We start from the raw sequence: 12,094 nt of genomic DNA, 5'->3' as shown, positions 1-12,094 counted from the left end.
AACATCAGTTAATTTTAAACGGCTAAGTTTCAGGGTGAAATGAGCAACATAAAACCAGGTAAAAAGAATTAGGTAAAGATATAACAAAGTGAAATTAAAGGATTTTATGAACAGTAAGTTTATCCCCTACCAAAAATGGCATTGTGGAATCCCCCAATGAATCCCCGCAGGTAATTGTTAATTCCACTACGCCCTGATGTATTTATCATTCCGCAAAACTGTACTTATCTATTTGTTAAATTATTGCCAATATCAACGACAATCAATTTTTACCCTTACAAAATATAAGCCTAATGCTATAGAATGATGTCCATTGAACCATAAGCGTTTGCGCTTACCCTTTGCGCATTCTTTCAGGTAATCTGGCAAAAGACGCCAACGGGAGCTGGTCAATGAAAATCGTTAACGCGGAAGAAAAGCACATCCCCGCTATCCATACTATCTACGCACATCATGTTCTTCACGGGACTGCCAGCTTTGAGACTGACCCGCCAGATACTCGCGAAATGCTTGTTCGCCTGACTAAGATCCGCGAGCTGGGGTTGCCGTGGGTTGTGGCCCTGCAGGACGAAAAAGTCATCGGTTACTGTTATCTCACCCGCTACCGTGAGCGCTATGCCTACCGCTATACGCTCGAAGATTCGATTTATATCGATCCGGCAGCACAACGTCAGGGCGCGGGCAAAGCGCTACTACACCATGTCATTTCATGGGCAGAAACACACGGCTACCGACAGATGATTGCCATCGTCGGCGACAGCAATAATCAGGGATCGCTGAAAGTCCACCAGCAGGTCGGATTTACCGAGGTCGGCACGCTAAAGAATATTGGCTTCAAGCATGGTCGCTGGCTCGATACCGTATTGCTACAACGTAATCTGGGTGAAGGTAACAGCACACTACCGCCCGATGCTGGCGTGATACTCTGAGGGAAAACGGAGGGGGGCAGCCCCCCTTAATACCTATTCCAGTCGTTTACCTGCTTTATCTACCAGCTACTCGCCATCCTCCTTTGCGAAAGCACCTTTTTGCGCATCCGGGAGGATTTCCTGCACCTCATCAGGCTCAACGTTTTGGCGCAGCAGTGCCCGCACGGTAATGCCCATTTTCCCAAACAACTTTTCCGCACAACAACACGATACCCAGAGGGGTTTCATCGGATAAATTTCTGTGCTGCCGGACTGGCAAGATGGAATGATAAGGTAGATGATTGTTACGCTTGGTCTGTCCGTATAAACGATTCGAAAATAAAGCTAACCGACTAATTTTATTATCTAAGCCACATTAAGGAATATTGGATGTTAAATGCCATTCTGGAAGGTAAAGCGGGAAGAATAACGCTAAATGAAGGGATGCGACAAAGCTGGCGAACTGTTTTTCAGTCCTATGAAGATCTACTCACAGCTGCAATCTGGAGCCGGGTTAACTATTTATCACCTGCTGCAATGCGTCATTTCTTTTCTGCATTGACAGGGAAATCCAGGGATGACTGGGGAGCTTATGAAGCTATCACTTTCTGGCCAAAATTCGCTTTTCCCGATTCCATTGATGAAAAAATGCAGCCATTCACATCTGGTCTGGAACAATTTTCTGAACCGGATGTGGTCATCACCTTCGAACATGCAGCACTGATTGTCGAGGTAAAACCACCTGCTGGAGGGATGCAATATCAGCAGCAATGGCGAAAAGAACTTTATACTTATTTACACGATGATGACGCCAAACCTGTTGTCCATTTTTTAGCCCTGGGCAACCTGCCCGCCGCAGCAGAAACCTGGTTTCACGAATTAGCGACAGAGTTTCCCCAGGTTGAATTTCATGGACTGGAATGGCGTAGACTCAGAGAAATTTTCCAGCATTCAGAATGGAATGCTCCTCAGGATAAGCGCATCGTTGCTGATTGCCTGAAAGCCCTTGCGCTGTACGGCATCCGTGAACCTCTGCTTCCCTGGCACAGATTTAGTCAATTTCTGACAGAGAATCCCCTCTCCGGCGATTTATCACTTATTAAGGAACAATAATGACACATGATCCCTTTGCTCAGGTTCGTCAGGCTCACCGCATCTGCGGGGCGTATTACCAGCAAATTCTGCCAATGATCAATGAAGTTGCGCAGAAAATAGAAACATCTTTTCTCCTCTGGGATACATGGAGTTTCAATAAACCTCCTCGTCGCGGCATGAATCCACTGGAGAGTTGGAAATGGGACTACCTGCCAATGATGGATGTGTCATTCGTCTTTGGCAAACAAAAGCAGCCTTCTTTACCGATGTTGATGACCGATTATGTGATTGATTTTAAACTGGTTACTGACAGTGAATTAGAGTATCACCGACGCACATCACAGTACCCAAAAGATGAAGAACCACTGGCAACCCGGCTGAAAACCCCCGTCGACAAATCCCAAAGTTATCTGAATATTTATCTCTTCTCCGCAGCAAACAATGACACACCGTATTCCTCTCCAGAAGAGATGTGGGACAGCTATGAGGGCTATCCTGATACCCATTCCAAAGTACAATTTTCTGACAATAACCAAATTCGCGGTATCGGATTTTCAGTGCCGCTGATAGATATCGCGAACGACAATGGTGTGAATCTCCTGGTGGAAAAAATTTTGGAACATAGAGAATATCTCATGCAAGGATAACCTGTTATCGCAGGAAAATTTATTTTCTAAGCGTTATCAGAGATTGAGCGGGTAATATTAAATCCAGTATACCCTTATAATTCAAAAGTGATACAGGGGGATTATTCAACAGCGAATAATCTCCCTACATCTCCCTATCGTTCTATAAATGGGACACTGCTTCCCACTTTTCAATCTGGACGGGTTATAACACATGAATTATAAATGCATCTGTTTTCTATCTCTGAGGTTACACCATGAACAAGAACATATTGATCGCAGTATGCGCATTAGGCTTTGTGAATATTGCACATGCCGAAATATATAAATTAGATAGTACGCATACGAATGCGATATTTAATATCGACCATTTTCAGACATCAACCAACCATGGTGGCTTTTACTCCATCAGCGGAGAAGTGAAATATCTTCCAGAGAAACAGCAAGGTGAAATGCAGGTAACCATTCCTGTTAAATCTCTCAATACCGGTCTGGAAGCATTTGATAAACATATCCGTAGCAGCGATATACTTGATGCAGAAAAATATCCGGATATTGTATTCAAATCAATAAAATGGAACTTCTCTGAGGGCAAGCCCGCCTCCATTGAAGGGATGTTGACGATGAAAGGTGTTACTAAACCTGTCACGTTAACGACGACCAAATTCGGCTGCTATATGAGTCCGGTTTTCAACGCTCAGGTCTGCGGTGGCGATTTCTCTGCAAAAATTGATCGTACCCAATGGGGTGTTGATTATCTCGTCAACATAGGAATGAGCAAAACAGTTGATATTAATATTCAGGCTGAAGCAATACGCCAATAACAAGGAAGTAAGAATGAAAGTGAATAAAAAAATTCTGGCCATAGCCTCTGTCGCGATGATGATTTCATCAGGTCTGGCGCAAGCCGAAGCATATAAAGCCAGCACCGAAGAGCACCCCATTAAAATGGTCAACATTGACTCTCTTGAAGATCAAGTAAAAGCCAGAATGGAAAAGGGAGCATTTGGTTATATTCGTGGAGGCGCGGAAGATGAAAATAATCTGCGCAGTAATACCGAGAGCTTTGATAAGAAATTCATCGTTCCACGAGTATTGCAAGGTATTGAATTAAAAAATATCAATCTTTCAACCAGTTTGCTGGGCATTCCGCTAAAAACCCCCATAATCCAGGCGCCAATGGCAGCCCAGGGTCTGGCGCACGAAGCCGGTGAACTCGCCACAGCCCGAGGAATGGCCCAGGTAGGTTCAATTTTCTCTTTAAGCACCTACGGAAATAAAACCATTGAAGACGTTTCCAGGGCATCAGAGGGAAACCCTTTCTTCTTCCAGCTCTATATGAGTAAAAATAATAAATTTAACGAATTTATATTGAATGAAGCGGTTAAACATGGTGCAAAAGCGATCATTCTGACTGTCGATTCACCCGTTGGTGGATATCGCGAAGACGATATAAAGAATAATTTCCAGTTCCCTCTCGGCTTTGCAAATCTTGAGATGTTTGCGAAGCAGAGTGATGACGGTTCAAAAACAGGCAAAGGTTCTGGTATCAGCGAAATTTACGCACAAGCCAAACAAGCCTTCACACCGGAAGATATTAAATACGTTCACCAAATCTCCGGTTTGCCGGTCATTGTGAAAGGAATTCAGTCGCCGGAAGATGCAGAGGTTGCTATTAAGGCCGGGGCTGCAGCTATCTGGGTTTCTAACCACGGGGGAAGGCAACTCGATAGTGGGCCATCTTCATTTGATGTATTGCCCTCTATCGCAAAAGTTGTAAATAAACGCGTGCCCATTATTTTTGATAGTGGTGTGCGTCGTGGTTCACATGTATTTAAAGCTATCGCTAGCGGCGCTGATATAGTGGCTATCGGACGTCCTGTCCTGTACGGTCTAAACCTCGGCGGAGCTCAAGGTGTTGCTTCTGTTATCGAGCAACTCAACAAGGAATTAGTCATCAATATGATGCTCGGTGGAACCAAAGACATCGAGCAGGTGAAAAAAACCAAACTGCTGACCTTACGTGATCTGGAAGAATAAGAGCATGCTTTGGGTTAACGGCGTGGAATATTAACCCCCTCTACTCCACTCACCAGAGACATTATTAAAGAATAGATAATAATGCTGAATACCGGTCATTATGGCCGGTATTTTATGTACTCACCATGAAGGAGTCCATTGAGTTCAATTGATGAAAAGAATGCTATAACTGCCGATTTATCAAGGGGTAATTGAGTAGGACAGACTTCAGGAAACTTAAGTTTGGAGCGGGCGAAGGGAATCGAACCCTCGTATAGAGCTTGGGAAGCTCTCGTTCTACCATTGAACTACGCCCGCGAAGAGGTGCGTGGGCCATTATAGACCTTACGCATCCTCTGACAAGCCCAAACGATGCTAACTGCTGATAAAATAGCCTTTTAGCACTTAGGTTTACTCCCCTGCGGCGGTAAATAACGCAGCGGATCAATCGCCGTTGCGCGATAGCGAATCTGGAAGTGCAGGCGAACAGATGCCGCATCAGTGCTACCCATGGTGGCAATTTTCTGCCCGGCCTTCACGCTCTGCCCGTTATTCACCAGTAGCGTATCATTATGCGCATAAGCGGTAATGTAATCCTCACTGTGCTTAATCATGATGAGGTTGCCATAGCCCCGCAGCTGGTTGCCGACATAAACCACCTTCCCTGCTCCCGCCGCATAAACCGGCGTGCCGCGCGCAGCTGAGATATCAATACCCTTGTTGCCGCCATCCGCCGTTGAATAAGGCAGGATCACTTTTCCGCTGGCTGGCCACTGCCAGCAGCGTTGTCCCACCGGCGGCCAGGATGACTGCGGTACGGAGGACGACGGTCTGACTGCCGCTGTCTTTGTGGACGATTTTGTGGTGGTCTTGCCGGAAGTCGGGCTGGTTTTCGTGCTACCGATAAGCTTCAGCCTTTGCCCTACTTCGATGGTATAGGGAGGAGAGATGTTGTTGAGACGGGCGAGATCCCTGACGCTGGTACCGGTAGAGCGCGAAATCGCGTACAGCGTATCGCCACGCTTCACGGTATACGTAGAGCCGGAATCAGATGAACTGGAACATCCTGCAACGATCAGGCTGCCCACCAACATTATCAAGATATAAAAGCGTTTACTCATCAGACATTCTGCACTAAACACGAACGTTCACCTCCAAACCAGAGGCAATTATCATACCAGCCAGTTGGAGGATCCCCAATCGCTTCGGCTCCACCTGATGTAGTAAACGGATATCCCCGCGCAATAATATCCATCAGCGCGGGTAAATAAGGCATGGACGGTAATTTCACCAGCACCGGATAAAATATGTGTGGCGAGGGGAATACATCCACCACTCAGCACTGGCTGAGTTTATCGGCGTCAACTTTTAAAGAGGGTAGCAATATCGCGGCTTCCAGGCCGGACTCCAGCCAGTCGAGGATCCCCCCCCGACATGATGGCGGATTACTCATGGTCGCGACCGGATTGCGCATCTGCAACATTAAACTATTTTCGGTCGCCAACATGCTGCCAGGGCTTGTTTTGGTAATGCCTTTGTCCCATTTATGGGCTACCCTAGTGGCCTGAGTACATGACCCGGCGGGTTTGTGCTGGGTTATTTTTTCTTTTCAGGAGTTGTCATGGCCGGGGAACATGTCGTTTTGCTGGATGAGCAAGATATACCTTCAGGTATACTCGAGAAGTATGCCGCTCACACCCACAATACCCCTCTACATCTCGCGTTTTCCTGTTGGATTTTTAACGACCAGGGCCAGCTGTTAGTTACCCGTCGTTCACTGCACAAAAAAGCCTGGCCAGGTGTCTGGACAAACTCGGTGTGCGGTCATCCACAATCAGGGGAAACAACTGAAGACGCCATTATCCGTCGCGCCCGCTTCGAGTTGGGAGCTGACATTCACGCACTCACGCCCGTCTACGCTGATTTTCGCTATTGTGCCGCAGATCCCAGTGGAATTGTGGAAAATGAAGTTTGCCCGGTATATGCCGCACAGCTAATCAGCACGCTACAGCCTAATACAGAGGAAGTGATGGATTATCGGTGGAGCAATCTTGAGGATGTGTTATGCGGGGTTGACGCTACACCGTGGGCCTTCAGCCCGTGGATGGTAATGCAGGCATCGAATGATAAAGCACGAGAATTATTGCGCGAGTTTGCTAACCGTAATTGATTGCCGGATGGCAACGCAAACGCGTTTTATCCGGCCTACGAATCGTCTTCCCCGTAGGCCGGAAAAGGCATCAGCCGCCATCCGGCAGTTCACATCTTACTTAACCGGGCGCATTGCCGGGAACAGGATCACGTCGCGGATAGTGTGGCTGTTAGTGAACAGCATCACCATACGGTCGATACCAATACCCAGACCCGCAGTCGGCGGCAGACCATGTTCCAGAGCGGTGACGTAGTCTTCGTCGTAGAACATCGCTTCGTCATCGCCTGCATCTTTAGCATTAACCTGATCCTGGAAACGCTGCGCCTGATCTTCTGCATCGTTCAGCTCGCTGAAACCGTTACCGATTTCGCGACCGCCAATGAAGAATTCAAAGCGATCGGTGATTTCCGGGTTTTCATCATTACGACGCGCCAGCGGAGAAACCTCTGCCGGATATTCGGTGATGAAGGTCGGCTGAATCAGGTGCGCTTCCGCCACTTCTTCAAAGATCTCCGTCACGATACGGCCCAGACCCCAGCTCTTCTCAACTTTGATGCCGATAGATTCAGCAATCGCTTTCGCTGAGTCGAAGTTGTCCAGATCCGTCATATTGGTTTCCGGACGGTATTTCTGAATCGCTTCGCGCATGGTCAGTTTTTCGAACGGCTTGCCAAAGTCGAAGACTTCTTCACCGTAAGGCACTTCGGTCGTTCCGAGAACGTTCTGTGCCAAAGTACGGAACAACGATTCGGTCAGTTCGATCAGATCTTTGTAGTCCGCATAAGCCATGTAGAGTTCCATCATGGTGAACTCAGGGTTATGGCGAACAGAGATGCCTTCATTACGGAAGTTACGGTTAATTTCGAATACGCGTTCGAAACCGCCCACCACCAGACGCTTGAGGTACAGTTCCGGCGCGATACGCAGGTACATGTCCAGATCCAGCGCGTTATGATGAGTGATAAACGGACGCGCTGCCGCACCGCCGGGGATCACCTGCATCATCGGGGTTTCTACTTCCATAAAGCCGCGACCCACCATGAACTGACGGATACCCGCCATAATCTGTGAACGCACTTTAAAGGTGTTGCGGGATTCATCGTTAGAGATGAGATCCAGGTAACGCTGGCGGTAGCGCGCTTCCTGATCCTGCAGACCATGGAATTTATCCGGCAGCGGACGCAGGGCTTTGGTCAGCAGACGCAGCTCGGTGCAATGGATGGACAGTTCGCCGGTTTTGGTCTTAAACAACTTACCTTTCGCGCCGAGGATATCGCCCAGATCCCATTTTTTGAACTGCTCGTTGTAGACGCCTTCCGGCAGATCGTCGCGCGCAACGTACAGCTGAATACGGCCGCCAACATCCTGCAGCGTAACGAATGATGCTTTACCCATAATACGACGGGTCATCATGCGGCCAGCAACGGATACCTCAATGTTCAGCGCTTCCAGCTCTTCGTTTTCTTTCGCGTCGAAGTCAGCGTGCAGTTGGTCTGAGGTATGATCGCGACGGAAATCGTTCGGGAACGGGATCCCCTGCTCACGCAGGCTAGCCAGCTTCTCACGACGCGTTTTCAGTTCATTGTTAAGGTCGGCTACCGCGTCAGCGCCCTGTGCGTGTTGTTCAGACATGTTGGTTCCTCATAACCCTGCTTTCAAACTTGCTTCGATAAATTGATCCAGGCTGCCATCCAGCACGGCCTGCGTGTTGCGGGTTTCAACCCCGGTACGCAGATCTTTAATGCGGGAGTCATCAAGGACATAAGAACGAATCTGGCTACCCCAGCCGATGTCGGACTTGGTGTCTTCCATCGCCTGTTTCTCGGCATTCTTCTTCTGCATTTCCAGTTCATAAAGCTTCGCTTTCATCTGCTTCATGGCCTGGTCTTTATTCTTGTGCTGGGAACGGTCGTTCTGGCACTGCGTTACAATCCCGGTCGGGATGTGAGTGATACGTACCGCAGATTCCGTACGGTTAACGTGCTGACCGCCCGCACCCGAGGCGCGGTAAACGTCGATACGCAGGTCTGCTGGGTTGATATCGATATCGATATCATCGTCAACTTCCGGATAAACAAACGCAGAACTAAATGACGTATGGCGACGGCCGCCGGAATCGAACGGGCTCTTACGCACCAGACGATGTACACCGGTTTCCGTGCGCAACCAACCGTAAGCATATTCTCCAGCGATTCTGATGGTCACGGATTTAATACCCGCCACTTCACCTTCAGACTCTTCAATAATTTCCGTCTTAAAGCCGCGAGCTTCAGCCCAACGCAGATACATACGCATCAGCATGCTGGCCCAATCCTGCGCTTCGGTACCGCCGGAGCCCGCCTGAATATCAAGATAGCAATCTGCGCTGTCATATTCACCGGAGAACATACGACGGAATTCCAGCTGTGCCAGTTTATCTTCCAGCGTATCGAGTTCTGCTACGGCTTCGTTAAAGGTTTCTTCGTCGTCGGCTTCTACAGCCAGTTCCAGCAGGCCGGAGACATCTTCCAGGCCCTGGCTCATCTGGTCGAGCGTGTCGACAATGGCCTCAAGGGAAGAACGTTCTTTACCCAGCGCCTGTGCGCGTTCGGGTTCGTTCCAGACGTCAGGCTGTTCCAGCTCGGCGTTTACTTCTTCCAGACGCTCTTTCTTTGCATCATAGTCAAAGATACCCCCTAAGAACGTCAGAGCGTTCCGTGAGGTCCTGAATGCGGTTATTTACCGGATTAATTTCAAACATGGTCTGATTTCTTTTATTGAACGAGTCAAAATGCGGTTATAAGAGCGGGATTGTAACCAATTCACGCTCTTTTTTATAGATATAGTGACGCTAAAGTGGCCAGATATTATCGATAATAATTTGCAATGAGCGGTTGCCGCGAAACTCATTAATATCCAGTTTGTAGGCAAGCTGAACTTCACGTACGCCGTTATCCGGCCAGATAGCGGTATCGACGTTAAACGCAATGCCGTCCAGCAGCGGCCCGCCGCCAACCGGTTCCACCATCACTTTCAGGTGACGTTCACCAACCAGACGTTGCTGGAGCAGGCGAAAATGTCCATCAAACAGCGGCTCCGGGAACATCTGCCCCCACGGACCGGCATCGCGCAGCATTTGCGCAACCTCCATGGTCATCTCTGCCACACTCAGCGGACCATCAGAGACTACCTCACCCTGTAATAAAGCGGGGTCAAGCCATTCTGTTACCAGCTCGCCAAAACGCTGCTGGAAATGCTCGAACTGCGCTTCTTCCAGCGACAGACCTGCTGCCATCGCATGTCCACCAAACTTAATGATCATGCCGGGATAAAGCGTATCCAGACGCTCCAGTACATCACGCATATGCAGTCCCTGGATCGAACGTCCGGAACCTTTTAAGGTGCCATCCCCCGCAGGAGCAAAAGCGATTACCGGACGATGGAAACGCTCTTTAATACGCGACGCCAGAATGCCGACCACCCCCTGGTGCCATTCGGGATGATACATCGCCAGGCCACCCGGGAGTGTGTCACTACTGCGCTCCAGCTTTTCACACAGGGTCAGGGCTTCTGCCTGCATCCCCTGTTCAATCTCTTTGCGCGTCTGGTTGAGTGCGTCCAGCTCATTGGCCAACACGCGCGCTTCGCCAATGTTATCGCACAGCAACAGCGCAACGCCGACGGACATATCATCCAGACGACCTGCCGCGTTCAGCCGAGGGCCAAGCGCAAAACCTAAATCACTGGCGGCCAGTTTGAGCGGGTCACGATTGGAAATCTCCAGTAGCGCCTTAATGCCAGGGCGGCACTTTCCAGCACGAATGCGGCTCAAACCTTGCCACGTCAGGATACGGTTATTGGCATCCAGCGGCACCACGTCTGCTACCGTGCCCAAAGCAACCAGATCGAGCAAATCAGCCAGGTTCGGCGGTGCAATTCCGCGTTCATCAAACCAGCCTTTGTCGCGCAGGAAGGTGCGCAGCGCCAACATCAGGTAGAAGGCTACCCCCACGCCTGCCAGCGATTTCGACGGAAATTCACAGTCGTGCAGGTTAGGATTGATGATTGCTTCCGCGCCCGGCAGCGTATCGCCTGGTAGGTGGTGATCGGTCACCACCACCGGAATCTTCAGCGCTCTGGCATGCTCAACACCCGCATGAGAAGAGATGCCGTTGTCCACAGTAACGATCAACTGAGCGCCACGGGCATGCGCCTGATCCACGACTTCCGGGCTTAAGCCATATCCGTCTTCAAAACGATTGGGCACCAGGTAGTCAACATTACTACAGCCCAACGCACGCATCGCCAGGATGCTCAGTGCCGTACTGGTCGCACCATCGGCATCGAAATCCCCCACCACAATGATGCGGGTTCCTTCGCGAAAGGCGTTATAGAGGATCTCAACCGCTTTTTCGACGCCGTTCAAATGCTGCCACGGCAACATCCCTTTCACGCTACGTTCAAGCTCCTGCGCGCTGCGCACGCCGCGACTGGCGTATAAACGCCGCAGCAATGGCGGCAAGTCGGCAGGCAGCTCGACGGTCTCGTCGGCTTCACGCCGACGAAGTTGTATCTGTTGTTTCACGCGAGTTATTTACCGCTGGTCTGTTTTTCGTGTGCGTCGAGGAATTCTTTCATCTCTTTCGGCCCCTGATAGCCCGGAACAACATAGCCGTTGCTCAGGACAATCGCCGGAGTGCCACTCACGCCAAACTGCACGCCCAGTGCGTAATGATTCGCAATATCTACATCACAGGTCGCCGCTTTCACGCCCTTACCCGCCATCGCATCGTCAAAGGCTTTGTTTTTGTCTTTTGCACACCAGATTGACTTCATGTCCTGCTCGGCCTGGCTTTCCAGCCCCTGGCGAGGGAAGGCCAGATAACGGACGGTGATGCCCAGCGCATTGTAGTCTTTCATCTCTTCATGCAACTTGTGGCAGTAACCACAGGTGATGTCGGTGAAAATGGTGATGACGTGTTTTTCTTGCGGCGCTTTGTAGACGATCATCTCATTTTCCAGCGCATTCAGATGTTTCATCAGCAGTTGGTTAGTGACATTCACCGGGCTTGCGCCACTTACGTCATACATCGGCCCCTGAATAATATGCTTGCCGTCTTCAGTCACGTACAGTACACCGCTATTGGTCAGTACGGTTTTCATGCCCGCAACCGGAGCAGGTTGAATTTCGGTGCTCTGCACGCCCAGCTTCGCTAATGACTGGCGAATAGCCGCATCATCTGCATGCACCATGCCTGAAAACGCAGTAGCCAGCAGGGTGAGCATCATAAAACGTTTCTTCATAACCTATCCTT

Annotated in this window: 11 protein-coding genes, 1 tRNA gene and 3 pseudogenes; 7 read left to right on the top strand and 8 right to left on the bottom strand. The window is 49.6% G+C overall.

Features of this window, described 5'->3' with window-relative positions; translation table 11 throughout:
- Positions 1-392: 392 nt before the first annotated feature.
- On the top strand, positions 393-929 hold the full coding sequence (locus FDX19_RS10585; protein ID WP_137382668.1) for a GNAT family N-acetyltransferase: 537 nt from the start codon (positions 393-395) through the stop codon (positions 927-929).
- Positions 930-995: 66 nt separating this feature from the next.
- Here the strand turns inward: FDX19_RS10585 and FDX19_RS10580 are convergent.
- Positions 996-1,106 (bottom strand): annotated as a pseudogene (locus FDX19_RS10580) (arsenate reductase); the annotation flags it as partial.
- 192 nt (positions 1,107-1,298) lie between these two features.
- Between FDX19_RS10580 and FDX19_RS10575 the strand changes: the two are divergent.
- From FDX19_RS10575 to FDX19_RS10560, 4 genes are all read left to right on the top strand, one after another.
- Complete coding sequence (locus tag FDX19_RS10575) at positions 1,299-2,021, top strand: hypothetical protein (protein WP_137382667.1); 723 nt, start codon at positions 1,299-1,301, stop codon at positions 2,019-2,021.
- Positions 2,021-2,650 carry a hypothetical protein gene (locus FDX19_RS10570; protein ID WP_137382666.1) on the top strand — a complete coding sequence of 210 codons (630 nt, stop codon included), beginning with the start codon at positions 2,021-2,023 and terminating at the stop codon, positions 2,648-2,650. The genes FDX19_RS10575 and FDX19_RS10570 overlap by 1 nt, the downstream gene beginning before the upstream one ends.
- Positions 2,651-2,886: 236 nt before the next feature.
- On the top strand, positions 2,887-3,453 hold the full coding sequence (locus tag FDX19_RS10565) for a YceI family protein (protein WP_137382665.1): 567 nt from the start codon (positions 2,887-2,889) through the stop codon (positions 3,451-3,453).
- Positions 3,454-3,466: 13 nt separating this feature from the next.
- Entirely contained in the window at positions 3,467-4,669 is a 1,203-nt protein-coding gene (locus FDX19_RS10560) for a lactate oxidase (RefSeq protein WP_137382664.1), read from the top strand.
- Positions 4,670-4,892: 223 nt separating this feature from the next.
- Here the strand turns inward: FDX19_RS10560 and FDX19_RS10555 are convergent.
- The 3 genes and pseudogenes from FDX19_RS10555 to FDX19_RS10545 all read right to left on the bottom strand — a co-directional run.
- Positions 4,893-4,966: transfer RNA gene (locus FDX19_RS10555), tRNA-Gly, on the bottom strand.
- An 80-nt stretch (positions 4,967-5,046) separates the two neighbouring features.
- Positions 5,047-5,769: an amidase activator ActS gene (gene actS, locus FDX19_RS10550; RefSeq protein ID WP_137382663.1), complete on the bottom strand. Its 723-nt coding sequence runs from the start codon at positions 5,767-5,769 to the stop codon at positions 5,047-5,049.
- A gap of 95 nt (positions 5,770-5,864) precedes the next feature.
- Positions 5,865-6,071 (bottom strand): annotated as a pseudogene (locus FDX19_RS10545) (LysR family transcriptional regulator); the annotation flags it as partial.
- Between the two features lie 16 nt (positions 6,072-6,087).
- Between FDX19_RS10545 and FDX19_RS10540 the strand changes: the two are divergent.
- Positions 6,088-6,216, top strand: a pseudogene (locus FDX19_RS10540) (DUF554 family protein); the annotation flags it as partial.
- A 53-nt stretch (positions 6,217-6,269) separates the two neighbouring features.
- On the top strand, positions 6,270-6,818 hold the full coding sequence (idi, locus tag FDX19_RS10535) for an isopentenyl-diphosphate Delta-isomerase (RefSeq protein WP_137382662.1): 549 nt from the start codon (positions 6,270-6,272) through the stop codon (positions 6,816-6,818).
- A 96-nt stretch (positions 6,819-6,914) separates the two neighbouring features.
- On the opposite strand, the gene lysS is transcribed toward idi, so the two are convergent.
- The 4 genes from lysS to dsbC all read right to left on the bottom strand — a co-directional run bounded on the left by lysS (position 6,915) and on the right by dsbC (position 12,083).
- The gene (gene lysS, locus FDX19_RS10530; protein ID WP_137382661.1) at positions 6,915-8,432 is read right to left on the bottom strand and encodes a lysine--tRNA ligase; all 1,518 of its coding nucleotides are present in this window, start codon (positions 8,430-8,432) and stop codon (positions 6,915-6,917) included.
- Between the two features lie 9 nt (positions 8,433-8,441).
- Positions 8,442-9,540 (bottom strand): peptide chain release factor 2 gene (gene prfB / locus FDX19_RS10525; protein WP_096878465.1). Its coding sequence is split into 2 segments (ribosomal slippage): positions 8,442-9,464 and positions 9,466-9,540, totalling 1,098 coding nucleotides; the frame shifts between segments, so codons are not numbered across the junction.
- A gap of 90 nt (positions 9,541-9,630) precedes the next feature.
- Positions 9,631-11,364, bottom strand: coding sequence for a single-stranded-DNA-specific exonuclease RecJ (recJ, locus tag FDX19_RS10520; protein ID WP_137382660.1), 1,734 nt, complete (start codon positions 11,362-11,364; stop codon positions 9,631-9,633).
- A 5-nt stretch (positions 11,365-11,369) separates the two neighbouring features.
- Positions 11,370-12,083, bottom strand: a complete 714-nt coding sequence (gene dsbC / locus FDX19_RS10515) for a bifunctional protein-disulfide isomerase/oxidoreductase DsbC (protein WP_137382659.1) — start codon at positions 12,081-12,083, stop codon at positions 11,370-11,372.
- Positions 12,084-12,094 lie beyond the last annotated feature (11 nt).

This window comes from Citrobacter sp. wls619, assembly GCF_005281345.1.
In the GTDB taxonomy this organism is placed as follows: domain Bacteria; phylum Pseudomonadota; class Gammaproteobacteria; order Enterobacterales; family Enterobacteriaceae; genus Citrobacter.
Note: the sequence above shows the minus strand (reverse complement) of the source record. Positions and strands in the feature narration are given on the sequence as shown.

Bases quoted from the DNA above. Each gene is read 5' to 3' on its own strand.
- FDX19_RS10585 (WP_137382668.1), top strand. From the start codon at position 393: ATGAAAATCGTTAACGCGGAAGAAAAGCACATCCCCGCTATCCATACT.
- FDX19_RS10575 (WP_137382667.1), top strand. From the start codon at position 1,299: ATGTTAAATGCCATTCTGGAAGGTAAAGCGGGAAGAATAACGCTAAAT.
- FDX19_RS10570 (WP_137382666.1), top strand. From the start codon at position 2,021: ATGACACATGATCCCTTTGCTCAGGTTCGTCAGGCTCACCGCATCTGC.
- FDX19_RS10565 (WP_137382665.1), top strand. From the start codon at position 2,887: ATGAACAAGAACATATTGATCGCAGTATGCGCATTAGGCTTTGTGAAT.
- FDX19_RS10560 (WP_137382664.1), top strand. From the start codon at position 3,467: ATGAAAGTGAATAAAAAAATTCTGGCCATAGCCTCTGTCGCGATGATG.
- actS (WP_137382663.1), bottom strand. From the start codon at position 5,769: ATGAGTAAACGCTTTTATATCTTGATAATGTTGGTGGGCAGCCTGATC.
- idi (WP_137382662.1), top strand. From the start codon at position 6,270: ATGGCCGGGGAACATGTCGTTTTGCTGGATGAGCAAGATATACCTTCA.
- lysS (WP_137382661.1), bottom strand. From the start codon at position 8,432: ATGTCTGAACAACACGCACAGGGCGCTGACGCGGTAGCCGACCTTAAC.
- dsbC (WP_137382659.1), bottom strand. From the start codon at position 12,083: ATGAAGAAACGTTTTATGATGCTCACCCTGCTGGCTACTGCGTTTTCA.